This is a genomic window from Kribbella sp. WER1 (genome assembly GCF_054189145.1).
The window spans coordinates 7772477-7797938 of record NZ_CM135186.1 but is presented as its reverse complement, the minus strand read 5'-3'; the positions used below and the strand labels follow the sequence as shown (position 1 = coordinate 7797938).

Here is a 25462-nt window from a genome sequence, read left to right as displayed (position 1 = left end):
GATGAAGACCGTGCCCCTCGGCGCCTCCGACCTCGCCGTCCCGAACGTGACGCTCGGCGTGATGCGGATCGGCGACAAGACCGACGACGAGATCCGTACGCTGATCCGGACCGCGCGCGACGCCGGCATCGACTTCTTCGACCACGCGGCCGTGTACGGCGGTGCGCTGCACGGCGCCGAGGAACGGTTCGCGGACGCGCTCCGGCTGACGCCCTCGGAGCGCGCCGAGATCACCTTGCAGACGAAGGCCGGCATCGACCCGGCGTTCGGCTACGACTCGTCGTACGAGCACCTGGTCGCCTCCGTCGACGCGTCGCTGCGCGCGCTCCGGACGGACTACCTCGACATCCTGCTGATCCACCGCCCCGACGCCCTGGTCGAGCCGGCCGAGGTCGCGCGGGCATTCGACGACCTCGAGGCGGCCGGCAAGGTCCGCGCGTTCGGGGTGTCGAACCACACGCCGCTGCAGATCAAGCTGCTGAAGACCGCCGTACGGCAGCCGCTCGTGGTCAACCAGCTGCAGCTGTCGCTGACACACGCGCCGATCGTCGCGCAGGGCGTCGCGGCGAACATGGCCGGCCTCGACCAGTCCACCGTGATCGACGGCGGCGGCGTCCTCGACTACTGCCGCATCCACCGGATCACGGTCCAGGCGTGGTCGCCGTTCCAGGCCGGCTTCTTCACCGGCCCGTTCCTCGGCTCCCCGGAGTACCCGGAGCTGAACGCGGTGATCGACCGGCTCGCCAAGCAGTACGGCGTACCGTCGATCGCGATCGCCACCGCCTGGATCACCCGGCACCCCGCACAGATGCAGGTCGTCCTCGGGACCACGACGCCGGAGCGGGTCGCGGGCGCCGCGCAAGGCTCCGACGTCCCGCTGACCCGCGCCGAGTGGTACGAGCTGTTCAAGGCGGCCGGCCACCAGGTGCCCTGACCAAGTTGTCCGCTGCCTAGCCTTTCAGTCCGCTGTTGGCGACCCCCTCGATGACGTAGCGCTGGACGACGACGTACAGGATCAGTACCGGGATGGCGGCCAGGGTCGCGCCTGCCATCACCACCGGGTAGTCGGTGGTGTACGCGCCCTGCAGGGTCGCCAGGCCCGGTGCGAGCGTCATCTTCTCCGGGCTGAACAGCACGAACACCGGCCAGACGAAGTCGTTCCAGGCACCGAGGAAGCTGAGGACGGCGAGCGTCACCAGCGCCGGTTTCGACAGCGGCAGCACGATCCGGGTGAAGATCGTCCAGGAGTTCGCCCCGTCGATCAGCGCACTCTCCTCCAGCTCCCGCGGAATCGCCAGGAAGAACTGCCGGAGGAAGAACACCCCGAACGCGTTGGCCGCCCCGGGCACCACCAGCGCCCAGATGCTGTCCAGCCAGCCGAGCGTGCTCATCGTCAGGTAGTTCGGCATGAAGAAGATGAAGCCCGGCACGAACAGCGTCGCGATCAGTACGCCGAAGAGCAGGTTGCGCCCGACGAACTGCATCCGGGACAACGCGTACGCCGCCATCGACGCGACCGCGACGACCAGCAGCATGTGCAGGACCGAGACCATCAGCGAGTTCGCGAGCCACAGGTACACCGGGTTCGCCGCGTCGGCGAAGATCAGGTGGTACGCACGCAGCGTCCACTGGCCCGGCATGATGTGGATCGGGATCGACCGCGCGTCGGTCTCGGTCTTGAACGTGGTCAGCAGCATCCACAGCAGCGGCAGGACGAAGAGCAGCGAGATCAGCGTCATCGCGACGTACGTCAGCGGGCCGACCCGGTTCCGCGAATAGGCCCGCCGACGGCGTCGCGTACCGTCGTCGTCCGGTGCCGCCGTGGGGGCTACGTTCGGCAGAGTCGTCGTCACTTGCGCTCCCTCATCAGCAGGAAGTTGGCGATCGAGACCAGCGCCAGCGCGAGCGCCAGCACATAGCTCATCGCGGCCGCCGTCCCCATCCGGAAGCCCCGCAGGCCTTCGTTGGTCATCGCCATGATCGCCGTCGTCGTACTGTCGCCCGGCCCGCCGTGGGTCAGCAAGTACGGCTGGCCGAACAGGTTCGCGCTGGCCAGGATCGTCGTGGTGAGCACGAACACGAACACGTTCCGCAGGCCCGGTACGGTGACGTGCCGGAACTGCCCCCAGCGGCCGGCGCCGTCCAGCTCGGCCGCCTCGTACAGCTCCGGTGGGAGCGACTGCAGCCCGGCCAGGAAGATCACCGCGTTGAAGCCGATCGTCCACCAGATCGTGGTGATCAGGATCGTGATCCACGCCTGCGGCTGACTGGACAGCCAGGCCACCTTCGGCAGCCCCATCCCGGAGAGCAGCCCGTTGACCAGGCCGACCTCCGGGTCGAACAGGTACCCGAACAGCACACCGACCACCGCGACGCCGAGCACGAACGGCGTGAAGATCACCGCGCGGAAGAACGTCCTGCCGGGGAACTTCCGGTTCAGCAGCAGCGACAGCCCGAGCGGGATCGTGACCAGGAACGGCACGCTGATGAGCACGAACAGGAACGTGTTCTGCATCCCGTTCCAGAACGGCTGGAAGATCACCGACGACGAGTCGAACAGGTCACGGTAGTTCTGCAACCCCACCCACGGCTTGCCGGGTAGCATGAAGTCCCAGTTGTGCAGGCTCATCCAGACACCGCGGACGGCCGGCCAGATCAGGAACGTCAGCATCAGCAGGACGAACGGGGCGACGAACAGGTACGGCGTCCACGGTCGGTGGTGGCGTAGCGCGGTCCGGCTCATGGCCCCGACTCACCCGTACTTCTTCTTGTTCGACGTCAGGATCTGATCGCCCTTCTGGGCCGCGTCGCGGAGCGCCTGGTCGACCGGCTTCTTGCCCGTCATCGCCAAGCTGACGGCCTTCGTCCACTCCGGGTCGGTGTCGCCGAGGCCGGCCACGTTCGGCGGGAAGTGCGCCCAGTCGATCATCTTCTCGAACTGCTTGACCTCGGTGTACTTCGCGAAGTCCGCCGACTCCCGTACCGACTTGCGGGCCGGAACCATCCCGGCCTCGGCCCAGCCGACCGAGTGCTGGCTCATCCAGTTGACGAAGAAACGCGACGCGTCCGCCTTGTTCTTGTCGTTCGCGACCTGACGCGGCAGCGTGAAGCAGTGCGAACCGGCCCAGGTCTGCTGGTCGGACCCGAGCACCGGGATCGGCGCGCAGCCCCAGTCCAGGCCCTTCGCGGTCTTGCACGGCGTCACCATCCACGGGCCGACGATCATGAACGCGGCCTTGTTGTTGCTGAACGACACCCAGTCGCCGTCACCGGCGGCGCTCTGCGGCGAGTACCCCTGGTCGATCAGGCCCTTGAAGAAGTTGATCGAGTCGATCGCGGGCTGATCGCCGAAGCCGGTCTTGGTGCCGTCGTCGTTGACCATGTAGCCGCCGCTCTGGAAGATCATCGACTGGGCGATCAGCCCGCCGACGCTCAGCGCGCTCACCCAGTAGCCCTTGACGCCCTTGGACTTGCACTTGTCCAGGATCGCCATGAACTCGTCCTTGGTGGTCGGCGGCTTCTCCGGATCCGCACCGACCTGGGACAGCACCTTCTTGTTGTAGTAGAGGCCCGCCGGGTGGATGTCGAGCGGGATCGCGTACTGCGAGTCCTTGTAGTGCGCCGACTTCCAGACCGCGTCCGCGTAGTCGGCGGCGGTCAGGTTCAGGCCCTTGACGACGTCGTCGATCGGCTGGATGACCCGGCGGGCGGCGTTCGTCGCGATGTCCGCGGTGTGCATCAGGCAGATGTCCGGCGCCTTGCCGCTCTGCACCGCGGCCGGCAGCTTCTGGAACAGGTCGGCCCAGGCGATCGACGTGGTGGTGACCTTGATCTTCGGGTTCGCGGCCATGAAGTTCGCGACCAGCTTCTTCATCACCGGACCGTCGCCGCCGGTCAGGCCGTTCCAGTACTGCAGCTCGACGTTCGGGCCGTCGTACCCGTCGGCGCCGCCCTTGCCGGTCGCGGGCGCCGCACCGGCCTGGCCGGGGCCGTGACTGCCACCGCAGGCGGCCAGGGACAGGCCGGCCGCGGCGGCGCCGGCGGCACCGAGGAGTGTTCGGCGGCCGAGCCGCCCAGGATCTGGTGCGTTCATCGTCAGGTCCTTTCTGGGGATCAACGGCTCGTGAGCCGAATGCAGTGCCACGACGCCGGGGGCAGCGTGACGTCAAGGTCGCCGTCGGCAACTTCGGAGAGGCCGGGATGCGGGACCACCCGGTCGGGCGCGTCCACGGAGTTGACGGCGTAGTGGTCGTCCTCGGCGATGGTCAGGTGTTCGGCCACCCGGACGTCGCCGAAGGCGCCCAGCCGGACGGTCCAGGAGGCGGTGTCGGTCAGCGACCGGTTCACCGCGAACAGGGCCAGGTCGCCGGATTCCGCGTCGTACGTCGCGACCGCCCAGACCTGCTCGACCTCGCCGTACGCCGGTGTATCGATAAGACCGTGATCGCCGGCGAGGCGCAGCACCGTACCGCGGGCGTGCTGCGCGGTCAGGGCGAACGGATGGAAGATCGTCTGCCGCCAGGCGGCACCGCCTTCGACCGTGAGGATCGGGGCGATCGCATTCACGAGTTGCGCCTGGCACGCCACGCCGACCCGGTCGGTGTTGCGCAGCAGCGTGATCAGCAACGACCCGACCACGACCGCGTCGAGTGCGTTGTAGACGTCCTGGATCAGCTCGGGCGCCTCGGACGCCTCGGTCCGTTCCTCCTCGACCTGTCCGTGCCGGGCCGCGAACCACACGTTCCACTCGTCGAACGACACCTTGATGCGCTTCTCCGAGTGCCGCATCGCCGCCACGTGGTCGGCGGTCGCGACGACGTCCCGGATGAAGCGGTCCATGTGCGTCGAGGCGGCCAGGAACGACGCCTGGTCGCCGTCGACCGGCTCGTAGTACGCGTGCGCGGAGATCAGTTCGACGTCGTCGAAGCAGTGCTCGAGGACGACGCGTTCCCACTCGCCGAACGTCGGCATCGTGGTGTTCGAGGAGCCGCAGGCAATCAGCTGCAGGTCGGGGTCGAACGTCTTGTACGCCCGCGCGACCTCCTGCGCGAGCCGGGCATACTCGAGCGGCGTCTTGTGCCCGATCTGCCAGGGGCCGTCCATCTCGTTGCCGAGGCACCAGAGCCGGACGTCCCAGGGTTTCGGGTAGCCGTTGCGGACACGTTGATCGGCGTACCGGGTACCGGCCGCGCCGTTCACGTACTCCAGATAGTCGACCGCCTCGGCCAGGCCGCGGTTGCCGAGGTTGACGGCCAGCATCGGCTGGATGCCGATTCTGTTGCACCAGGCAAGGAAATCGTCGGTGCCGACCTGGTTGGTCTCGATCGACCGCCAGGCCAGGTCGAGCACCCGGGGCCGCTGGTCCCGCGGCCCGACGCCATCCTCCCAGCGGTAGTTCGAGACGAAGTTGCCGCCGGGATACCGGACGACGGTGGCGCCGAGCTCGCGCACCAGCGCGGCCACGTCGCCCCGGAAGCCGTCGGCATCGGCGGTGGGGTGGTCAGGTTCGTAGATCCCGGTGTAGACACAGCGACCGAGATGTTCGACAAAGGTTCCGAACAGCAGGGGATTGAGCTCGCCGACGCTGAACGCCGGGTCGATCGTGGACGTGAGCATGGGCAGTCCTCACACGAAGTTCCAACGATGTAACGCCCGCGGTGCAGGAAGTTTGCAACGGGTGCAAACGGCCTGTCAACGGCTCGGCACCGAGAATTCTTCATCGTTAGAATCCCTGTATGGCCGTGACATTGAGCGATGTCGCCGTAGAGGCCGGCGTCTCGGTGCGAACCGTGTCGAACGTCGTCAACCAGAAACCGCATGTACGACCCGCGACCCGGGCACGCGTGCTGGAGGCGATCTCCGCACTCGGCTACCGCCCGAACCTGTCCGCGCGCCAGCTCAAGTACGGACGCGGCGGATTCCTCGCGCTCGTCGTCCCCGAGCTCGACGCGCCGTACTTCGCCGAGCTCGCCGCGCTCTTCACCCAGGTGTGCGTCGAGCGCGGGTACCTCGGCCTGCTGGAGAGCACAGGCGGCACCCAGCACAACGAGCACCTGGTACTGCGCGGTGCGCAGACCCACATGATCGACGGCATCCTGTTCTCGCCGCTCAGCCTGTCCGGTCCCGAACTGGCCGAACGCTCGCCGAGCCAGCCGATGGTGCTGCTCGGCGAACGCGAACCACCGCCCGGCTGGTCGCACGTCGCGGTCGACTCGGTCGCGGCGGCCCGCGCCGTCGCCGAGCACCTGATCGGCACCGGCCGCCGGCGGATCGCGGTCATCGGGCACTTCGAGCACGACCGGACCATCGGCACCGGACTGCTGCGCTTCCAGGGCGTCATGCAGGCCCTGGACGCCGCGGGCCTCACCTTCGACCGGCAGCTTCTGCTCGGCGTCACGAAGTACGACCAGGAGTGCGGGCGGCAGGCGATGCTCACGTTGCTCGCGCGGGACGAGCGGCCGGACGCGGTCATCTGCTTCAACGACCTGATGGCGCTCGGCGCGATCCGCGCGTGCTACGAGAGCGGTGTCGCGGTGCCGGACGATATCGCGATCGCCGGGTTCGACGGGAACCGGCAGGCCGCGTTCAGTACGCCGTCACTGACCACGATCACGCCCGACGTGGAGGCGCTGGTCCGCAGCGCGGTCGGGCTCCTGATCGACGGCACCGACGGCGTCCAGGTCGACGTACCGTGGTCGTTGACGATCCGGGAGAGCACCACCACCCGGTCATCGGGCAGCCTGGTTGGCGCGCTGCCGGTCGGCGAGCGGGATCTTCTCGAGCGCGCGCAGGTTGACGGTGCCGAACGTGTCGGCGAAGCGTGACAACGGCTCCACCTCGGCGACGGTGCACCACGGCAGCCAGACGTTCGACCCGCTGACCACCAGGTCGCTGAGTCCGACCGCCTCCTCGACCAGCCCGGGTACGGCGTACCCCTGTGGCTGGTCGGTGAGTTCCGTCGTCCGTACTCCGGCGGTCTGGATCGTCGTCGCGACGTCGCGGTAGTGGGTGTCGCCCGTGAACAGGAACAGCCGGTAGAAGTTCCAGCTCTGGTAGCAGATCCAGCTGTCGATCCCCGAGTGGCCGGACGCGATGAACGACAGCCCGAACGCGCCGTCGCGTGCGTACGCGCGGCGCGGGGTGTCGATGCGCCAGCGCCACGCGACCAGCCAGGTCTCGGTGAAGTCGGCGGCCCGGCGGGCCAGGTCGAGCCACCGGCCCTCGCCGGTCAGGTCGTGCAGGGCGAGCGCCGCGTTGAACGCCATCCCGCCGGCCTCTTTGTCGAGCACGTTCGGGTTGTCGGCCGTACCGCCGATGAACTGCCAGTCCTTCGTGTTCGCGACGTACCACTGGCCGGCCGCGACGGCAGCCTTCTGGTACTTGTCGTTGCCGGTCAGCGCGGCGGTGTGGCAGAGGAAGCGGATCGGGTGCGAGGTGTTGGTGCGGGCGTCACTGGCGACCGAGCCGTCCATGGTGTACGACCTCGCGAACGAGCCGTCGGCGTACTGCTTGCCGACCAGGAAGTCGGCGAATCCGGTGACGGCTTTCTCCCACGTGGCAACGGGTTCGCCGCGGTCGCGCATCAGCCGGCAGGCGTCGACCATCCCGTCCATACCGTCGGACGCGACCCGGACGAAGATCTGGTACCAGTCCCGCCAGCGCGGTTGGTCGCCGTCGATCCACAACCGGACCAGGCCGTTCGGCAACGGCGACTCGGTCGCCCAGAAGTCGAGGATCGACCGGCCCTTCGCGACGCGCGCGGGGTCGCCGTCCAGCAGTCCGCTGCGCAGCAACTGGAAACCGGCCGGCACTTGCTGGCCGACGAACCCCATCATGTAGCTGACCGCATCGGCTTCGCCGCTGTCCAAGCGGGACCGGAACGGCAGGCCGGGTTTGCCGTTGTACCGAGCGACCTGGCTGTCCAGCAGGGCCAGGCCGGCCGCGTGGACATCGCTGTTGCGGTCCTTCAGTGGCGTGACCTTGAACAGGTTCCAGTGGTCACGCCAGGCGTCGCGGGCCGCTGTCGCGAACGAGTCGGACGCGGCGGCCGCGATGCGGACCTGGTACGTGTGGGTGAACCCGGCACGGGCGGGGTGGCTGCGGCGCGTCCACTGGCCGCCGAGGTACGTGACGTCGCCCTCGCTGCCGGGGTACGCGAGCGCCAACGCCGTCCTGCCCGCGGTCTGGTGTACGCCGAGCGAGGCGAACTGGACGTTCTCGTGGATCCACCAGGCGTTCGAGTTCTCCGGGTAGAGGCCGTTGGTCGCGGTGCTGGGTGCCGCGTCGGCGTGCGCCAGGGTGACGGTCCGTCCGCTGCCGCGGTTGCGCAGCGCGGCGAACGGCAGACTCAGCCGCATCTCGCGGGCCAGGATCCACTCCGCGGAGTCGTTGCCCGCGATGCCGCCGCCGAGGCCGGTGGTACTGCCGGTCCGGATCGCCGGCAGCAGGAGGTCCTGGTCGCGGAGCGGGCCTTGGTCGACCGGCAGGATCTCGATGCTCGACGCGAATCCCATCTCCTGCAGGGGATTCGGCGCGGTGGCGGTCACCGTTCGGGTCAGGGTGGCGGCGGCGTCGGCGACCCGCCACTCGTCGCGGAACGTGTAGCGGCCGCCGGTCGGCGTACGGACCTCGCCGGAGCCGGTCGCGGTACCGGCGGAGATCGTGAGCGTCGTGTAGCCGGCGGCCGAGCGGGCCGGGGCGTCGCCGACCTTGACGTCGATCAGGAGCGGGTCCTTGCACTCCCAGAGGACCTGGGTGCCGGCGACGGCGCGGATGCCGGATCGCGCGGGGTCGGTGGCGGGGATCTTCTCGAGGGTCGGCGCGGTGAGCGGTCGGGAGTGCTTCGCTGCTCGGGCGTCTGCGGGTCGGGTATCCGTGGCTCGGGCGTCTTGCAGTGGGAGGGCTGCGGCGACGCCGCCGGCGGCGGCCGCGGTGACAAAGGACCGTCGGGAAACGTCCATCTCGTACTCCTCAGCAACGCGTTCGGGCGGGCGTCCTGCCCGGACACTCTGGCATCGGCTTGTGCATCGATGCAACAAATGGCGTGCCACGATCGCCACGCGGACCGACTCCTCAGCCGCCGGTCGACGCACGGACGACCAGCCGGAACGGCGTCAGCGTCCGGGTGAACTCGTGCGGCGCCGGATGGCCGTCGATCCGGTCCACCAACAACCCGACCGCCCGCTCCGCGAGCTCGTCCAGGTCCGGCGCGATCGTCGTCAACGGCGGCTCGGAGAACGCGCTCATCACGATGTCGTCGATCCCGGCGACCGCCATGTCACCGGGGACCGCCAGGCCGTGATCCCGGATCGCCCGGAGCGCCCCGTGGGCCAGGCTGTCGTTGAACGCGAAGATCGCCTCCGGCGGCCGCGCCCGGCGCCGGAGCAGCTTCGCGATCTCGCCGTACGCCCCCTCGGCCGACCACGGGCCGCCCGAGTGGTCGAGGCTGAGCAGCCGGCCCAGCTTGGCCGCCGTCATCGCCTGCCGGTACCCCTCGAACCGCAGCCGCGCGGTCTCGGTGTCCTGGTTGCCGTACGCCAGGATCCGCCGGTGCCCGCGGTCGATCAGGTGCTGTACGACGGTCCGCGCGGCGGCGACGTTGTCGATCCCGACCTGTGGCGCGTTCGGCACCGGCGGGGACTCGCCGAGGATCACGGCCGGCAGGTCCCCGACCCCCTGCTCCGGCCCGGCGACCGCATTGAGGAGTACGCCGTCGACCATCCGGGTCAGCGACCCCTGCAGGACCTCGCGCTCGATCTCCGGGGCGTTTCCGGTGGTCTCGACCAGCACGCTCAGATGGTGCACGCGCGCCGCCCTGATCACGCTCTCGGCGAGGGCGGCGAAGTACGGCTCGGCCAGGCTCGGGACGACCAGCGCGACGAAGCCCGAGCGTCCGGAGCGGAGGCCGCGGGCCAGGTAGTCCATCTGGTACCCGAGCTCGTCGAGCGAGGCCTGCACCCGGGCCCGCATCTCGTCGCTGACGTAGGCGTAGTTGTTCACCACGTTCGACACCGTCCGCGGCGAGACCCCCGCATGCGCAGCGACGTCCTTCATCCGCACCCGGCGTTGCACCATCACCAGATCATGCCACGATGCACGCGGAATTGCGGGATCCGGTGGATTAAGGCTGCGCCTTCACGATTCGTTGCGGATCCCCGGAGTGCCGTATTCTCCCGCCGTGGCCTCGCATCCTCCGCTCCCGTGGGAGCTTCCGCCGGCAGCGGGGCGGCTCGTCGACCAGTTCCGCCGTACCGGAGTGTTCGAGGTCCGGACGTCACTGAAGGCCGTCGCGGGGATCGTCGCGTGCACGCTGCCGTTCCTCGGGATGTTCGCGTACTCGTTCAGCAGCCCGAATCCCTCGATGCCGATCGCGGTCGGCGGGGTGTTCGTGGGGCCGGTGCTCGGGGTCGTGATCTGGATCGGGTGGCTGCTGCTCCCCCGGGTCCGGGTCGTGGTCGACCGCGACGGGTTGGTTGTCCGCGGCAAGCGGGTGCCGTGGTCCGAGATCTCGGAGTTCCGCGTCGGGGTCGCCCAGAGCCGCGCGACGTACACCTATGTGATTGCCGACCGCACCGGACCCGACGGACAGGCGGCGCAATCGGTCAGCCTGCCGTTGCTGCTCGATCCCCGTGCGGCCACGTTGAAGGCGGCACTCGACGTACTGCTGAAGGAACAGCACGACGCAGCGCGAGGGCTTCCGGGGAGGATCCAACGGTGGCCGAACCAACAGTGACCCGCAGGTCACCGTTCGGCTGGACCGCAACCGCGGACGACACAGGACACGCCGTACTGCGTGACCCCAGCAGCCACATCCGCGCGACCTGGCAGGTTCTCCGCTGGTCCGGCGGCGGCAAGGCGCTCCCGTTCGAACCACCGGCCAGGACGACGCTGATCCCTTACATGGTGCAGTCGTATCCGGTGACGATCTACTACCCGGATGCACCGTCCGAAGAGGCCGTGATCACCTTCGGCGCCGCGGTCCGCCGTCGGCGCCGCGACCACAACGGCACGCTGCAACTGGCGGGCCGCTCGTACGAGGTCCGCCACCACCGCCGCGGGCGAACCGACCTCTACCGCGCCGGCATCCGGATCGCCTCCGCGAAAGCCGGCGTCTTCGGCCGCCTGCACCTCAAGTCGGCCGCCCCCGCCGACGACCTGGACCAACTCGCCCTCGCCCTCCTCTGGTTCGCCATCGGCCCCGGCCGCCCGGGCGCGATCTCCATGATCACCGAGTTCATCTCGATCTGACGGCACCAGCCGCCCGGTAAACGTCGTCGGCCACCGGCTCGAGCCAGGTGGTCGGGTCGCCGTCGGCAGTCGCCTCGAGCATCGCGACGTGACACATGAAGGTCTCCGCAGTACCCCCGTGCCAGTGCTCCTCCCCCGGCGGCGTCCAGACGGTGTCACCGGCCCGCATCCGGATCACCTCCCCGTCGCGGGTCCCGACGTACCCGACCCCTTCGGTCACATACAACGCCTGCCCCACGGCATGCGAATGCCAATTGGTCCGAGCCCCCGGCGCAAACCGAACCAACGCCGCCGTAAGCCGCGACGGCTCTGCGGGGCCCTTGATCGAGGTCACATACACGTCCCCGGTGAAGTTCTGCGCGGGCGCTTTGTTGGCCTTACCAACAGGAATGAGTTCCATTGGTGTCTCCTATCGTTCGGTGAACACTTGCTTGGCCACACCCATGGCGGCCATCGCCTTGGGCCAGCCGGCGTAGAAGGCCAGATGCGTCAGCGCTTCGACGAGTTCTTCCTCGGTGTTGCCGTTCTCCTTGGCGAGCCCGAGGTGATAGACGAGCTGATCGGTGTTCCCGCTGGTCACCAGGCAGGCGACGGTGACCAGGCTGCGTTCCTTGGCGGACAGTTGGTCGCGTTTCCAGACCTGCCCGAACAGCACGTCGTCGGTGAAACCGACCAAGGCGGGCGCGAAGTCGCCGAGCATCCGCTCGGCACCCGAAGGCTGTTTCTCGGTCACGATGATTCCTCTCTCGAAACGGTACGACGAAGCCCGCCGGCGGCTGCTGCCCCGGCCGTGAGCGTGACGGCTGCCGCTGTCAGCAAACTGGTTCGGGCACCGGCGTGGATCCCTGCCGGGCTGTTCAGGAAGGTGCCGAAGACAGCGATGGCCAGAGCGCCGCCCAACTGGCGGGTGGTGTTGAAGACGCCGCTGGCGGTGCCCGCGCGGTGCGGTGGTACGGCGTGCAGGAGTTGGGCGATCACCGGTGGGATGACGGTCGGACCGGCCAGGCCGACCAGCACCATCAGAGCCGCGAGTACGACGACCGGCGTGGACGCGGGCGTGAGCGCGATCCCTGCGAGACCAGCGGTCATCAGCGCGAGACCGGTCACGATGACGGCGCGCGCGCCGTACCGTTCGACCAGCCGCGGCCCGAGCGGTGTGACGATCAGGCCGACGAGCATCATCGGCAGGAAGACGAGACCGGTCTGCAGTGCCGACAGCCCGGCGCGCTGGAGGTACAGGCTCATCACGAACGGCATCCCGTAGTACCCGACCATGAACGCGAACCCGATCACGACCGCCGACACCACGACCCGCGACCGGAACAGCTCCGGCGGCACCATCGGATGCGCCGTCCTCCGCTCGACGACCACGAAGGCGACGATCGCCACCACGGCCACCGCCGCCGCGCCGACCACCCGCACATCCACGGACCCGATCTCGATCGCGGCGAACGTCACGGCCGCCATCCCGATCACCGCGAGCCCGAGGCCGCCCCAGTCGAACGGCACCCGATGCCGAGCCGACCCCGCCGTACGACGCAGCAACAGCAACGTCACCACGCCGACCGGCACGTTGACGAGGAAGATCAGCCGCCAGCTCACGACCGTCAGCGCGCCACCGAGTACCGGACCCGCCGACGACGCGACCGCGCCGCCCATCGCCCACCACGCGACCGCCCGCGCGCGCCGGACCTGATCCGGACACGCCTGCGCGATCAACGCCATCGACGCCGGCATGATCACCGCCGCGCCGATGCCCTGGACGAACCGGAACACCACCAGCACCGGCAGATCCGGCGCGAGTCCGCACGCCGCCGACGCCAGCACGAACAGCGCCGTACCGATCCCGAACGCGGCCTTCGCCCCGATCCGGTCGACCAGCGAACCCGCCGCCAGCAGGAACGCCGCGAACATCAGCGTGTACCCGTCGATCACCCACTGCAGCCCTTGGATGCCGCCGCCCAGCTCGGCCCCGATCCGCGGCAACGCCACGTTCACGATCACGGCGTCCAGCGTCACCAGGAAGAACCCGAGCAACGCCGTCGGCAACGCCAGGTTCGCGGCGCGGCCGGTAGTCACGGTCTGTGTCACGCTGTCCAGCCAACTGCGGATTCAGCGCCGGTAACAGGCCGGGCTGTTGCAGGTACTACGAGAACCCCCTTCGCGGACGTAGGAAAGTTCCAGCCGCCGGAGAGTTGTTAGGCCAGGCTTGCCTGATCTAATCTCCAGGGTTGTATTTGTGTACTCAACAACCCCCTCGGAGCGTCTCGATGTCCAGCTCGCAGGTCGCCGTCCTCGGCGCCGTCGCCGGCCTCACCATCTATCTCGGCCTGCCGATCGGACGGCTGCGCAGTCCCGCGCCCCGGCTCAAGGCCGGGCTGAACGCGGTCGCGATCGGGATCCTGCTCTTCCTGCTCTGGGACGTCCTCGCGCACGCCTGGGAACCGATCGACACCGCGCTCGCCGGCAAGCATTGGGGTACCACGCTCGGTAACGGTCTCGTCCTCGCGGTCGGCCTCGGGATCGGGCTGCTCGGCCTCGTGTACTACGACCGCTGGATGGCGCACCGCCGTACGGCGCGAGCGAACGCAGGCCCGGGCGCGGCCGCGACCGACGACCCGGCCCTGAAGCCGCACGCGAGCTCGGCGGCTGCCGGACTCGCGACGATGATCGCGACCGGCATCGGCCTGCACAACTTCGCCGAAGGTCTCGCGATCGGCAACTCCGCCGCCACCGGCGAGATGTCGCTCGCGCTGCTCCTCGTGATCGGCTTCGCCCTGCACAACGCCACCGAGGGCTTCGGCATCGTCGCCCCGCTCGCCGCCGCCGGCGAGCGCCCGTCCTGGCTCAAGCTCGCCCTGCTCGGCCTGATCGGCGGCGGCCCGACCTTCGTCGGAACCCTCGTCGGGCAGCGTTTCGTCAACGACACCCTCTCGGTGGCCTTCCTCGGCCTGGCCGCCGGCTCGATCCTGTACGTCGTCATCGAACTCCTCGCCGTAGCCCGCAAGACCGGCCGCAAGGAACTCACCACCTGGTGCATCCTCCTCGGCCTCCTGGCCGGCTTCGCCACCGACGCGATCGTGACCGCGGCCGGCGCCTAGCTACTGATCTTGAACTTCGGGGACGTCGCCAGCTGGGCGAGCTGGGCGGCGGTGAACACCGGCTGGGTCAGCGGTGGGCGGTTCTTGTCGTCGCTTTGTCTGGCCTGGGCGAGTTGGACGACGGTGCCGTCGTCGTAGCGGTACGTCGCCCACTGGTCGTAGCTGCCCTGGCCGTTGTCAGTGACTACGCCGACCTTCTTGCCGGCGACGTCGACGACGGTGCAGGTACCCTTGCCGCTCCAGAACTGCTGGGCCAGCTTGCACGGCGTCAGCGCCGGCTTCCCCGTGGGCGTGGTCGACTCCACCAGCAGCTTGCCGTACCGGTCGCTCATCTGCACCGGCATGAGCGCCTGGTACTCCCAGTAGTCCTGCTCCCCGTCGTTCGACGCGTACTGCGCCTGCGGCCATCTCATCGGCCCGCCGTCCGGGTACTTCAAGCTCGGCGTCCCGAACCCCGCCGGCACCGACTTCGTCAGTTCGTCCAGCAGCGCCACGGCCCGGTCGGCGCGTGGTCCGGCGCTCGCCGTACGGTCCGTCTGGCCCTCCGGCCACGGGTCGCCGGACTTCCGGGTGGCCGGTGCCTTCGGCGTCAGCGTGGAAGCCGGCGTCGTCGGCTGTGTCGTCGGCTGTGTCGTCGGCGTACTGAACCCGCCGGCGACCATCGGCTCCCCCGGCCGGCCGGGGGTGTAGTGCGCGGCCAGCGCGGGGCCGGCCACGGCGCCGACCACCAGTGTGGCGGCGGCAGCTCCGGACAGCACGATCCGGCGCCGCTTGAGCGCCCGGCGGCCCTGGGCGAGCGCGCTCGCCGGGTCCATCGACGGCGGCGGGCTGCTGCGCACCATGACGTCGTGCAGTTCCTCGCCGAGATCCTCTTCGTTCATCGAACCCTCTCCTCAGCAAGCAGACCGCGCAGCGTCGCCAGCCCACGCGCAGCCTGACTCTTGACATTTCCGGCCGAGCAATCCAGCAGTACGGCGGTCTGCTCGACCGACTGGTCCTCCCAGTACCGCAGGACCAGAACGGCGCGCTGCCGCGGCGGCACCTTCGCGAGCGCCTCCAGCAGCACGAGTCGCTCGTCGGCGAGCCCAGGCGACGGCCCGGCCCGGTCGGCCTCCGGAGAGCCGACGGACTCGTGCCGGAACCAGCCGCGGCGCCGCTCGGACAGGAACGTCCGGACGAGCGTCTGCCGGGTGTAGCTGTCCATCGCCTCGTGCCGCTGGATCCGCCGCCACACCAGGTAGATCTTCGTGAACGTCTGCTGGACCAGGTCCTCCGCACGATGCCAGTCGCCACACAGCAGGTACGCCGTCCCGCGCATGGCGTCGGACCGTGCCGCGAAGTACGCCTCGAACGCGGCGTCCCGATCACTCATCTGTCCTCCCGATCCTCGATACCGGGTTAGACACGCCACCGACCGCGAAGTTGGTTGCATCTACCACGGCGACGACCGTACAAGCAGAGATGTACGGCTGCGTCAGGCCCAGGCGGTGCGGAGCCGCGCGTACTCCGCCGCTGTCATCGGGAGTACGACGCCGTGGCACGGGTCCTCCGGCAGCCGGTAGTCCTTGCACGGAACCCAGTCGCCACCGGCGAGGTCGGTCGTCTCGAACGGGACGTACCGGCGGTCCGGGGTGAACTCGTCGATCCAGAGGTACCACTTGTCCTCGGTGTTCGACTTGTACACCAGCGGCCCCTCACCCTGCACGACCGCGCCCAGGCCGATGCCTTCGGCCAACGGCGTCCACTCCGCGGCCGTCAGCGACGTTGACGTCTCCGAGAAGATCGACTTGCCGAGCGGGGCGTCGCCGCCCCGGCTGCGCTCGTCCTTGAGGAAGCGGTAGTAGACGCCGTCGTGCTCGACCACCGTCGCATCGATCGTCTGCCAGCCCCGATCGATCCATACCCGCGGCTCCGAGAACAACCGGAAGTCCCGCGTCGTCGCGCACATGATCCGGTTGTAGCTGTCGCCCTCGTGCGCGGCGTTGTCGTACAACGTGGACGACCAGTGCACGAGGAACGCGTCCTGTTCGGGATCCCAGACCGACTCCGGAGCCCAGGTGTTCCCCGCTCCGGGCGGCGCGACCTCGACCAGCCGGCCCTCGCCCCAGTTCACCAGGTCCGCCGACTCCCACACCATGATCGACCGGCTGCCGTGGCGCTGATGCCGGTCCCAATCCAGGCTCTCGTACAGACACAGATCGGTCGCGATCAGGAAGAACCGGTCGCCGGACCGGACGACGTGCGGGTCGCGGACGCCGCACTCCCCCAGCGAGGACCGGAGTACCGGCCGGCCGCCGTTGAGGTCGTCGAACCGCAACGGGTCGTCGCCGTCGCTCAACGCGAAGTAGATCTGCTCACCGTCGACGCCCTCCCGCTTGAAGTGGACGTAGAGATAACCGGCCGTCATCGGCCCTCCAGGTAGGGGATGGTCTGCGGGCCTTCCGGAAGTACGCATACGCGTGCGTCCGGACCGGCCGCCGCGAGTGATTCGGCGACGGCAGCGGAGATATCGGCCGTCTGCTCCAGCTGTACGGCGGCCAACTCGGCGTCGGTCAGGAACCCCGTGTGCATCACGACCCGGCTGGTCGCCTGGATCCGGGCCTGGATCTGTACCTGCCACTGGTCGGGCGTGGTCTCCGCGCTGCGGGCGATCCGGTCGAGCAGCCCCTGCGGCGAATCGGCGGAGCCGAGCACCGAGCGGTACGAACCGTGGTCCGGGAAACCGTCCCGGCACTCCGCCGCGCAGATGATGGTCCCGCCAGGGCGCACCACCTGATGGGCGGCGGACATGCCCTTGACCGACTGGTACAGGTTCTGGTCGAGCGGGAACCCCGAGTTGGTCGTGACCACCACGTCGAACGGCACCTCGACCGGCTGCATCGCGATCTGCTTGGCCATCGCGCAGGCGGCGGCGTGCATCGCCAACAGGTCGCCGCCGAACGCCGCGACGATCTCCTTGTCCCGATTGAGGACGACGTCCAGCGCGAAGGTGACACCCGTGGTGTCGGCGATCGCCCGAACGTCGTCATGGACTGGGTTGCCCTGCGTCATGCCCCACGTCGCCCGCGGGTCGCCGATCCGCGCGGCGTCGTGCAGTACGAGAACAGTGTCGAGACCTGCCAGTCCCGGGGCGACCAGCTTGGGGCCGCCGGAGAATCCCGCGAAGAAGTGCGGCTCGACGAAGCCGGTGGTGATCCGGACATCCGCCTCGACCCATCGGCTGTTCAGCCAGACCGGCACACCGTTGCCGTGCGCCCCCATCCAGGTGAGCTGGTCCCGGTCGCGTCCGTCATGGTTGACGATCCGCACCGAGTCGACCACCTCGTCGCCGAACATCTGCCGCAGTTCGGCGTCGCTGTTGCCCCGGTGCGTACCGGTCGCCACCAGCACGACCACGTCGTCGAGGTCGACCACGCCGTCCAGCTCGGCCAGTACGGCGGGGATCATCAGGTGCCGCGGTTGCGGACGCGTCCCGTCACAGGCGGAGATCGCCACCGTCTGACCACGCCGTACCCGCTCGCGCAGCGGCGGCCCGGCGACCGGTTCCCGCAGTGCGCGACGCAGCGCCGCGACCGGATCGGCCACGGCGTCGTGGTGGACCGGCTCCACCACGGTCGCCCGCGCCGGATCCACCTCCACGACCAGACCCGTGTCGCCGTACGCCAGCCGAACCTTCCTCACGCCGATGCCAGGTCGATCGCCAGGCAGTTCGCCACCTCGAGCGGCGCCGCAGCGGGAAGGTTGACGACAAGTACGCCGTACGCCTGCTCGAACGGGACCGGGCCGTGACCGAGCAGGCGTACGCCGGTCACTGTCTCGTGCCCGGCCAGACTGCGGATGACGGCACGCCCGTCGGCCGGCCAGGTGAGCTGGAAGGCGTAGAGCGTGCCGTCGCGGCGGGTGAAGCGGTAGTCGGAGCTCGTCCAGCCGACGCGGTCCTCGGTGAATCCCTTGATGACAACGGTCGAAGGGCCTTCGCCGAACACGCGGAACGGTCGCGTGCCGTAGATGCCCTCGCCGCAGACCTGCGTCCAGGCGCCCAGCTCGTCGAGGAGGTGCGCGCACTCGGTGTCGATCGTGCCGTCGGGCAGTTGCGGTACGTTGAGCAGCAGGTTGCCGTTCTTCGCCACGATGTCGATCAGCATCTCGATCACGTGTCCGGCCGTCTTGTAGACGTCGCGGACGTTGTAGAACCAGTCGCCGACCGACGTGTCGGTCTGCCACGGCGTGGGATGGATCCCCGGCGTCTGGCTGCGCTCGATGTCCATCACCCCGACGGCGCTCACCTCGGGGCTCCGGTCCTTCTGCTGGTACACGGCCCGCGGATTCGTGGTGTACAGATGGGCGACCGCGCGCAGGCCGGGCGTGTAGTCGAGTTCCCCGAACGGCAGCGGACCGTCGGAGTACAGCAGGTCCGGCTCGTACTTGTCGATCATCTCGGTGACGGCGTCGAGCCAGTACCGATGCCACTCGGGATCGTCGGTGTACCAGGGATCCGGTACCTCCCCGCCCTCCGTGGCCTTCATCCACGTGAAGGAGGCGCCGAGATGCTCCGTGAGACCGAACGGCAGCCCACGCCCGGCCGCCGCGGCCCTCCACAGCCCGACGATGTCCTTGCCGGGACCCACCTGCACCGAGTTCCAGGGGTTCACCGTCGAGTCGTAGTTGAAGAAGTTGTCGTGGTGCACGGCCTGGGCGACGAAGTACCGGGCGCCGGCGGCCACGAAACGATCCATCAGCTCGTCCGGGTCGAACCGCTCCGCCTTCCACAGCGGTACGACGTCCCGGTAGCCGAACTGCGACGGATGCCCGTACGTGCGCAGGTGGTACCGGTACTGGTCGCTGCCTTCGCGATACATGTGGCGCGCGTACCAGTCGCCGTACCGTGGGACCGACTGCGGTCCCCAGTGCGACCAGATGCCGAGCTTCGCGTCCCGGAACCACTCCGGACACTCGAAGCCGGACAGGGATTCGAAGGTTGCGTCGAACGGCACTGGTCGCTCCTCGGGAGATTCGGACTACTTGTTGGGGGTTTTGTCGTACGCGCCCTGCTGGATCTCCAGGTAGCGCTTCAGGCCGAGACCGTCGAGACCCTTGACGTAACTGTCCCAGTCGGTGTCGAGGTTCTTCGAGCCGGTGATGAACTGCAGCGCGTTCTGCTGGACGTAGCTGTCGATGTTCGTCTGCAGCGTGGCGAGCTCACTGGCCAGGCTCGGGGCGATCCACACCTTCCAGAACGGGTAGATCTGCGCCTTGTCCTCGTGCCCGGCGTACAGCTTGGTTGCCTCGTACAACTTCCGCTCGTAGCCCGCCTGCGAGTAGATGTCGGTGCCGATCGCCTCGGAGTTCCGGAAGGTCGCGGTGTTGTTGTACTGCGCCATCGCGCCCCAGCCGCTGTTCCGCGGGGCCGACCCGGGCTTCAGCGGGATCTGCTTGAAGGTCGGCTTCAGCGACTTGTCGAGCGCGACGTCGCCGGCGCCCGGCGTCGTCCAGCCCTTGCCCTCCATCCCGAACTGGCCGTTGATCTGGCCCTGGTCGGTGAAGATGTAGTCGAGCATCTTGATCGCCTGGATCTGCTTCTCCGGCGTCGCCTTGCTGGTCAGGACGAACGTCGCGCCCGGCGCGCTCGGGAAGTTGTAGCCGGTGTAGTTCTTGCCGTCCGGGCCGGTCAGCGGCGGGACCGCGTCGTACTGCTTGTCCCGGCCGTCCGCCGAACCGGTGTTGACGAAGATGCCCGGGTGCAGCACGGTCGCGGAGCCGAGGATGACGGAGCCGGCGTGGTTGCCCTGCTGGGACAGCGCGTCCCCGTTCTGGGTGAAGGCGCCCTTGTCGATCAGGCCGTCCTTGTAGAGCGAGTTCAGGTACTTCAGTCCCTCGCGCCAGCCGTCCTTGTTCGCCTGGACGTCGACCTTGCCGTTGTTCAGCACCAGCGTGGAGTTGTTGTACCCGCTGGAGCCCTGCGGATCGTAGATGAACGCGTTCATGAAGTACGGGATCAGGAAGTCGCGCACGTCGGCGCTGAGCGGGATCTCGTCGGCCTTGCCGTTCCCGTTCGGGTCCTGGGTCTTGAACGCCTGCAGCACCTTGCGCATGTCGTCGGTCGTCTTCGGCTGCTGCAGTCCGAGCTTCTTCAGCCAGGCCGAGTTCATCCAGAGCTTGTCCTGGTACGAGCAGTGGAAGCAGTCCACCCATTGCGGCAGGCCGTAGATCTTGCCGTCCGGCGCGGTGGCCATCGCCTTCCACTCGGGGGTGGAGTCGAGTGCCTTCTTGATGTTCGGCGCGTACTGGTCGATGAGCTGGTTCAGCGGTACGACGACCCCCTGCGTCGACAGCTTCTGCAGATCGGTCTGGCTGAACTGGTCGACCCACGGGATCAGCAGGTACAGGTCGGGGTAGTCGCCGCTGGCCAGCGAGATCTGCCGCTTCTCCTTGGCCGGACCACCGTCGTACGTGGTCGTCTGCCACTTGATCGTGATGTTGAACTTCTGCTGGATCATCTTCGTGAAGTCGTTGGTGGCCAGGTTCGTGTCGGCCGACTGCGGCGCGAAGACGTTCAGCGTGACGGCCGGATTGCCGGTGATCGTCGGGAGCGGCTTGCCCTCCGCGGCGTTCGAGCCGCCGCCTCCGGAACAGGCCGCGAGGGCGAGTGCGAGGAGGCTGATTCCGGCGACCGCGGCACGCCTCTTCCTGCTGAGCTTGACAGACATGGGTTCCTCACAGAGGTTTGAGGATCAGCCCTTCACGGCGCCGATCAGGATTCCCTTGGTGAAGTAGCGGGCGACGAACGGGTAGATCAGCAGCACCGGCACGCTCGCGACCACGATCAGCGAGTACTTGAGCAGGTCGGCGAGCTGTTGACGCTGGATCACGACCGAGGCGTCGACCGCCCCGCCGCCCGTCGTGTTGAGGATCAGGATGTTCCGCAGCACCAGCTGGAGCGGGAACAGGTCGGGGTTCTTCAGGTAGATCAGCGCGTCGAAATACGAGTTCCACTGCATGATCGCGTACATCAGCGCGACCACCGCGATCATCGGCTTGGCCAGCGGGATCACCACCGACCACAGGAACCGCAGGTCGCCGCAGCCGTCCAGCTGCGAGGCCTCGACGAGTTCGTCGGGGATCGCCGTACGGAAGTAGGTGCGGGCGATGATGACCTGCCAGACGCCGATCGCCTGCGGGATGATCAGCGCCCAGCGCGTGTCGAGCAGCCCGACCGACTGGACCACGAGGTACGTCGGGATCAGGCCGCCGGTGAACAGCATCGTGAACAGGATCAGCGTCATCACGACGTTCCGGCCGACCAGGGTCCGGCGGGACAGCGGGTACGCGACCGCGATCGTCATCGTGACGCTGACGATCGTGCCGACGACCGTGTAGAACAACGAGTTCAGGTAGCCCTGGATGATCTGCGGATTCTCGAACACCGCGTGGTACCCGCGCAGCGAGAAGTCCACCGGCCAGAACAGCACCCGGCCGGACGACACCGCCTCCGGGCTGCTGAACGAGCTGGCCAGGACGTACAGCAGCGGCAACAGCACGACGGCGAGGAACACCGCGAGCAGCAGGTAGACACAGATCATGAAGATGCGGTCGGTGCGCGGCTCGCGGATCCGGCGGGCCCGCGCCGCCCGGCGCTCGACGCGCTTGTTCGGCACCGTCCTGGCGTGCGTGTCGGCGCTCATGACCACAGTCCGTTCCCGGTGATCCGCTTGGCCACCGTGTTCACGACGAGCAGCAGGACCAGGTTGATCACCGAGTTGAACAGGCCTACCGCGGTCGCCATGCTGAAGTCCGCGTTCAGCAGACCGGTCTTGTACACGTAGGTCGCGATGATCTCGGACTGGCTCAGGTTCAACGGGTTCTGCAGCAGGAACGCCTTCTCGAACCCGATCGCCATGATGTTGCCGACCGCAAGGACCAGGATGATCACGGCGGTCGGCATGATGCCCGGAAGGTCGACGTGCATGATCCGCCGCAGCCGGCCCGCACCGTCGACCTTCGCCGCCTCGTGCAACGCCGGGTCGATCCCGGCGAGCGCGGCCAGGTAGATCACCGCGGAGTACCCCGTGGTCTGCCACACGTCCGACCACACGTAGATGTGCCGGAAGTAGTCCGGGTTCCCGAGGAAGTCGATCGCCGATACGCCGAAGAACCCCAGACCTTCGTTGACGATGCCGAGCCGCGGCGACAGCACCAGGATCGTCATCGACACGACCACCACGGTCGAGATAAAGTACGGCGCGTACGTGACCAGCTGCACGGTCCGCTTGAAGAGACCTTGGCGGGCCTCGTTCAGCGCCAGCGCAAGCACGATCGCGAGCGGGAAACTCGCCGCGACGGTGTAGACCGAGAGCACGAAGGTGTTCTTCACCAGGGTCCAGAACACCGGGTTGTGGAAGAACAGCTCGAAGTTCTGCGAGCCGATCCACGGGCTTCCCCAGATGCCCTTGACCACGTTGTAGCTCTTGAACGCCAGCACCGCGTTCGACATCGGGACGTACTTGAAGACCGCGAACCAGATCAGCGGCACGACCATCAGCAGGTACAGGGTCCAGTGCCGCCGAAGGCTGCGGCGGAAGCCCTTGATGCCGGCCCGTTCCCGCCGTCGGCGGCGTTTCGGCCGGGCAGGTAGCTCACCGGCCGGTGGCTGGACGGTTGTCAGCGTTGCCATCAGACCTCCTCGTCCGGGCCGGCGATCAGGGCCGAACTCACGCGCTGACCGATCCCGGCCGTCAACCGCACCAGCGCCCGATCGGTACCGTGGCGGACGACCCGCTCCTGGTCCCGATCGGCGGTCAGGACTGCTTCGACACCCCGCGGTGTCCAGGCGAGGTCGACCGTGACGCCGCCCCGCGCCCGCAGGCCGGCGATGCGCCCGCTCGGCCACGCGGCGGGCAGCGCCGGCAGCAGCTCGAGCTCGCCGGTGTGGCTCTGCAGCAGCATCTCCGCGATTCCCGCGGTGGCGCCGAAGTTGCCGTCGATCTGGAACGGCGGATGCGCGCAGAACAGGTTCGGGTAGACGCCGGCACCGGTCCCGGGACGTCCCTTCACGGAGTCGTCGGCCGGGCGCAGGAACGCGCGGACCAGCCGGTGGGCCGCGGCGGCGTCGCGCAGCCGGGCCCGGTGGCAGATCTTCCACGCCAGCGACCACCCGGTGGCCTCGTCGCCGCGCAGGTCCAGCGTCCGCAGCGCCGCCGCGGCGAGTTCCGGCGTACCGTCCGGCGTGATCGCGTCGCCGGGATGGACGCCGATCAGGTGCGACATGTGCCGATGGTGCGGGTCCTCCTCGGGCAGGTCGGCCGCCCATTCCTGGAGCTGACCGCGCGCACCGATCGACGGCTCTGGCAGCCGCTTTCGCGCGGTCGACAGGTCCGCGACCAGCGGGTCGGCGACGTCGAGCAGCTCGGCCGCCTGTTCGACGCGCTGGAACAGGTCCGAGATCAGGAAGATGTCCATCGTCGCGGACTCGGTGACCGAGGCCGGCTGCCCGTCGGCGGCGATGTAGTCGTTCTCCGGCGACGTCGACGGCGCCGTACCGAGGCTGCCGTCGGGCATCTCGACCAGCCAGTCCAGGCAGAACTCGGCGGCCCCGCGCAGTACGGGCCAGGTCTCGCGGAGGAACTCGAGGTCGCCGGTGAACGCGTAGTGGTCCCACAGGTGCCGGGCCAGCCACGCGCCGGCCATCGGCCAGTTCGACCACCGCGGGTCACCCTCGACCGGATCCGACCAGCACCAGGCATCGGCGTTGTGGTGCGCGGCCCAGCCGGCACAGCCGTACCGTTCGCGCGCGGTCCGGCCGCCCGACTCGGCGAGTTTCACGATAAACCTCAACAGGGGTTCGTGGCACGCGGACAAGTTGGTCGTCTCGGCCGGCCAGTAGTTCATCTCGGTGTTGATGTTGATCGTGAAGTTCGAGCTCCACGGCGGGCGGAGGATCTCGTTCCAGATCCCCTGCAGGTTGGTCGGCAGCCCGCCCGGTCGCGAGCTCGCAACCATGAGGTACCGGCCGTAGTTGAAGATCAACGCGGCCAGGGCCGGATCCTCGCCCACCCGGGCCACCCGGACATCGGTGGGTACTTCGGACAGCTCCGCCGGTCCGGCCAGTTCGAGAGACGCGCGCCGGTACAGCCGCCGGTGATCCGCTTGATGATCGGCCAGCAGGTCGTCGTACTCGCGATCGAGCGCTGCGCGGACGGTACGGTCCGCCGTGGCCAGGCACTCGTCGCCGGTGCGCTGCGGGACGGCGTACGGACCGTCGTACCCGGTGGCGGTCGCGAGGATCAGGATGACCTCGGTCGCGCCGTCGACGACGAGCTCGGACTCGTCGGCCCGGAGCTGTCCGTCGGTCCGGGCGCGGATCGCGATCGCCGCCGACATCCCGCGGTCGTCGCCGTCGGAGTACCGGATCGGCTCGGGGACGTCGCAATGCGGCGGGGCGACGTCGGCCGGAGCCTGCAGGATCAGCCCGAGCCCGTCAGTGACCGCCTGCCGGCGTGCTCGCAGCTGCGACGTCAACCGGCACGTCAGCGCAAGCACCGGCTCGGATGAGCTCAATCGCTGGATCAGCACACCGTCCGGCGCACTGACGAAGACCTCCTGCCGTACCGCCACTCCCCCGATCTCGTACGCCGTCGTGACCACCGCGGCGTCGAGATCCAGCTCGCGACGGTACTGCGTCACGCCGGCGGCCTCAGGCGTCGTACCGGCGACCCGCAGGTCGAGCAGGAGATCACCGGCCGGCAGGTACGCCTGCGAGTAGCCGGAGTGAAAGCCGCGGGCCAGCTCGTGCGCCCGTCTGACGTCGCCGGCTCGCAGCGCGTCGCGCACAGCCTGTACGGCGTTCGCGCCGGTCGCGCCGAGCGGCGTCGACAACGCCCGTACGGTCTCCGGGCCTCCCGACCACAGGGTCTCGTCGTTGAGTGTGATCCGGTCCGTTCCGAGTCCGCCGCCGCACATCGCGCCGATCCGGCCGTTGCCGATCGGCAGCGCCTCCAGCCAGGTCGCCGCCGGGCGGTCGTAGTACAGCCGGTGCGAGCCGGAGCGATCAGAGCTCACCAGGTTGCTCATACCATGTCCTCCGTCGAGACGACGAGGTATTAATCCCATGAATTTCC

23 protein-coding genes are annotated in these 25462 nt (G+C 68.6%); 5 read left to right on the top strand and 18 right to left on the bottom strand.

What is annotated here, in order from left to right:
- Nucleotide 1 precedes the first annotated feature (1 nt).
- Nucleotides 2-934, top strand: coding sequence for an aldo/keto reductase (locus tag ACXJJ3_RS38110; RefSeq protein WP_458166810.1), 933 nt, complete (start codon nt 2-4; stop codon nt 932-934).
- Nucleotides 935-950: 16 nt separating this feature from the next.
- Here ACXJJ3_RS38110 and ACXJJ3_RS38105 read toward each other — a convergent pair whose 3' ends face one another.
- The 4 genes from ACXJJ3_RS38105 to arfA are packed head-to-tail and all read right to left on the bottom strand — an operon-like array spanning nt 951 to nt 5616.
- Nucleotides 951-1853, bottom strand: coding sequence for a carbohydrate ABC transporter permease (locus ACXJJ3_RS38105; protein ID WP_458166808.1), 903 nt, complete (start codon nt 1851-1853; stop codon nt 951-953).
- On the bottom strand, nt 1850-2743 hold the full coding sequence (locus ACXJJ3_RS38100) for a carbohydrate ABC transporter permease (RefSeq protein WP_458166807.1): 894 nt from the start codon (nt 2741-2743) through the stop codon (nt 1850-1852). The genes ACXJJ3_RS38105 and ACXJJ3_RS38100 overlap by 4 nt, the downstream gene beginning before the upstream one ends.
- 9 nt (nt 2744-2752) lie before the next feature.
- The gene (locus ACXJJ3_RS38095) at nt 2753-4093 is read right to left on the bottom strand and encodes an ABC transporter substrate-binding protein (protein WP_458166806.1); all 1341 of its coding nucleotides are present in this window, start codon (nt 4091-4093) and stop codon (nt 2753-2755) included.
- 20 nt (nt 4094-4113) lie between these two features.
- Entirely contained in the window at nt 4114-5616 is a 1503-nt protein-coding gene (gene arfA, locus ACXJJ3_RS38090; protein ID WP_458166805.1) for an arabinosylfuranosidase ArfA, read from the bottom strand.
- 119 nt (nt 5617-5735) lie between these two features.
- Between arfA and ACXJJ3_RS38085 the strand changes: the two genes are divergently transcribed.
- Nucleotides 5736-6824: a LacI family DNA-binding transcriptional regulator gene (locus tag ACXJJ3_RS38085; protein ID WP_458166804.1), complete on the top strand. Its 1089-nt coding sequence runs from the start codon at nt 5736-5738 to the stop codon at nt 6822-6824.
- Here ACXJJ3_RS38085 and ACXJJ3_RS38080 read toward each other — a convergent pair.
- Nucleotides 6729-8960, bottom strand: a complete 2232-nt coding sequence (locus ACXJJ3_RS38080) for a hypothetical protein (RefSeq protein ID WP_458166803.1) — start codon at nt 8958-8960, stop codon at nt 6729-6731. The genes ACXJJ3_RS38085 and ACXJJ3_RS38080 overlap by 96 nt on opposite strands.
- A gap of 112 nt (nt 8961-9072) precedes the next feature.
- The gene (locus tag ACXJJ3_RS38075; protein ID WP_458166802.1) at nt 9073-10074 is read right to left on the bottom strand and encodes a LacI family DNA-binding transcriptional regulator; all 1002 of its coding nucleotides are present in this window, start codon (nt 10072-10074) and stop codon (nt 9073-9075) included.
- A 103-nt stretch (nt 10075-10177) separates the two neighbouring features.
- Between ACXJJ3_RS38075 and ACXJJ3_RS38070 the strand changes: the two genes are divergently transcribed.
- Both ACXJJ3_RS38070 and ACXJJ3_RS38065 read left to right on the top strand, forming a co-directional pair.
- Entirely contained in the window at nt 10178-10732 is a 555-nt protein-coding gene (locus ACXJJ3_RS38070) for a hypothetical protein (RefSeq protein WP_458166801.1), read from the top strand.
- Nucleotides 10714-11247 carry a hypothetical protein gene (locus ACXJJ3_RS38065; RefSeq protein ID WP_458166800.1) on the top strand — a complete coding sequence of 178 codons (534 nt, stop codon included), beginning with the start codon at nt 10714-10716 and terminating at the stop codon, nt 11245-11247. The genes ACXJJ3_RS38070 and ACXJJ3_RS38065 overlap by 19 nt, the downstream gene beginning before the upstream one ends.
- Here ACXJJ3_RS38065 and ACXJJ3_RS38060 read toward each other — a convergent pair.
- From ACXJJ3_RS38060 to ACXJJ3_RS38050, 3 genes are read right to left on the bottom strand one after another with little or no spacing between them, the layout of a single operon-like run.
- Nucleotides 11234-11647, bottom strand: a complete 414-nt coding sequence (locus ACXJJ3_RS38060) for a (R)-mandelonitrile lyase (protein ID WP_458166799.1) — start codon at nt 11645-11647, stop codon at nt 11234-11236. The two genes, ACXJJ3_RS38065 and ACXJJ3_RS38060, sit on opposite strands and share 14 nt — an antisense overlap.
- 9 nt (nt 11648-11656) lie before the next feature.
- Nucleotides 11657-11980, bottom strand: coding sequence for a carboxymuconolactone decarboxylase family protein (locus ACXJJ3_RS38055; RefSeq protein WP_458166798.1), 324 nt, complete (start codon nt 11978-11980; stop codon nt 11657-11659).
- Nucleotides 11977-13338: an MFS transporter gene (locus ACXJJ3_RS38050; protein ID WP_458166797.1), complete on the bottom strand. Its 1362-nt coding sequence runs from the start codon at nt 13336-13338 to the stop codon at nt 11977-11979. The genes ACXJJ3_RS38055 and ACXJJ3_RS38050 overlap by 4 nt, the downstream gene beginning before the upstream one ends.
- A 179-nt stretch (nt 13339-13517) precedes the next feature.
- Here ACXJJ3_RS38050 and ACXJJ3_RS38045 point away from each other — a divergent pair, with 179 nt between their 5' ends.
- Nucleotides 13518-14348 carry a ZIP family metal transporter gene (locus tag ACXJJ3_RS38045; protein ID WP_458166796.1) on the top strand — a complete coding sequence of 277 codons (831 nt, stop codon included), beginning with the start codon at nt 13518-13520 and terminating at the stop codon, nt 14346-14348.
- Here ACXJJ3_RS38045 and ACXJJ3_RS38040 read toward each other — a convergent pair.
- From ACXJJ3_RS38040 to ACXJJ3_RS38000, 9 genes are all read right to left on the bottom strand, one after another.
- Complete coding sequence (locus ACXJJ3_RS38040; protein ID WP_458166795.1) at nt 14345-15229, bottom strand: hypothetical protein; 885 nt, start codon at nt 15227-15229, stop codon at nt 14345-14347. The two genes, ACXJJ3_RS38045 and ACXJJ3_RS38040, sit on opposite strands and share 4 nt — an antisense overlap.
- A complete protein-coding gene (locus ACXJJ3_RS38035) occupies nt 15226-15720 on the bottom strand; it encodes a SigE family RNA polymerase sigma factor (RefSeq protein ID WP_458166794.1) in 495 nt (164 codons plus the stop codon). The genes ACXJJ3_RS38040 and ACXJJ3_RS38035 overlap by 4 nt, the downstream gene beginning before the upstream one ends.
- 102 nt (nt 15721-15822) lie before the next feature.
- Complete coding sequence (locus ACXJJ3_RS38030) at nt 15823-16755, bottom strand: glycoside hydrolase family 43 protein (protein ID WP_458166793.1); 933 nt, start codon at nt 16753-16755, stop codon at nt 15823-15825.
- Nucleotides 16752-18029, bottom strand: coding sequence for a nickel-dependent lactate racemase (gene larA, locus ACXJJ3_RS38025; protein WP_458166792.1), 1278 nt, complete (start codon nt 18027-18029; stop codon nt 16752-16754). Before larA ends, ACXJJ3_RS38030 begins: the two co-directional genes overlap by 4 nt.
- Complete coding sequence (locus tag ACXJJ3_RS38020) at nt 18026-19342, bottom strand: alpha-L-fucosidase (RefSeq protein ID WP_458166791.1); 1317 nt, start codon at nt 19340-19342, stop codon at nt 18026-18028. Before ACXJJ3_RS38020 ends, larA begins: the two co-directional genes overlap by 4 nt.
- A gap of 24 nt (nt 19343-19366) precedes the next feature.
- Nucleotides 19367-21055, bottom strand: a complete 1689-nt coding sequence (locus ACXJJ3_RS38015) for an ABC transporter substrate-binding protein (RefSeq protein ID WP_458166790.1) — start codon at nt 21053-21055, stop codon at nt 19367-19369.
- Between the two features lie 24 nt (nt 21056-21079).
- Nucleotides 21080-22030: a carbohydrate ABC transporter permease gene (locus ACXJJ3_RS38010; protein ID WP_458166788.1), complete on the bottom strand. Its 951-nt coding sequence runs from the start codon at nt 22028-22030 to the stop codon at nt 21080-21082.
- On the bottom strand, nt 22027-23019 hold the full coding sequence (locus tag ACXJJ3_RS38005) for an ABC transporter permease (protein ID WP_458166787.1): 993 nt from the start codon (nt 23017-23019) through the stop codon (nt 22027-22029). The genes ACXJJ3_RS38010 and ACXJJ3_RS38005 overlap by 4 nt, the downstream gene beginning before the upstream one ends.
- On the bottom strand, nt 23019-25415 hold the full coding sequence (locus tag ACXJJ3_RS38000) for a glycoside hydrolase family 95 protein (RefSeq protein ID WP_458166786.1): 2397 nt from the start codon (nt 25413-25415) through the stop codon (nt 23019-23021). Before ACXJJ3_RS38000 ends, ACXJJ3_RS38005 begins: the two co-directional genes overlap by 1 nt.
- Nucleotides 25416-25462 lie beyond the last annotated feature (47 nt).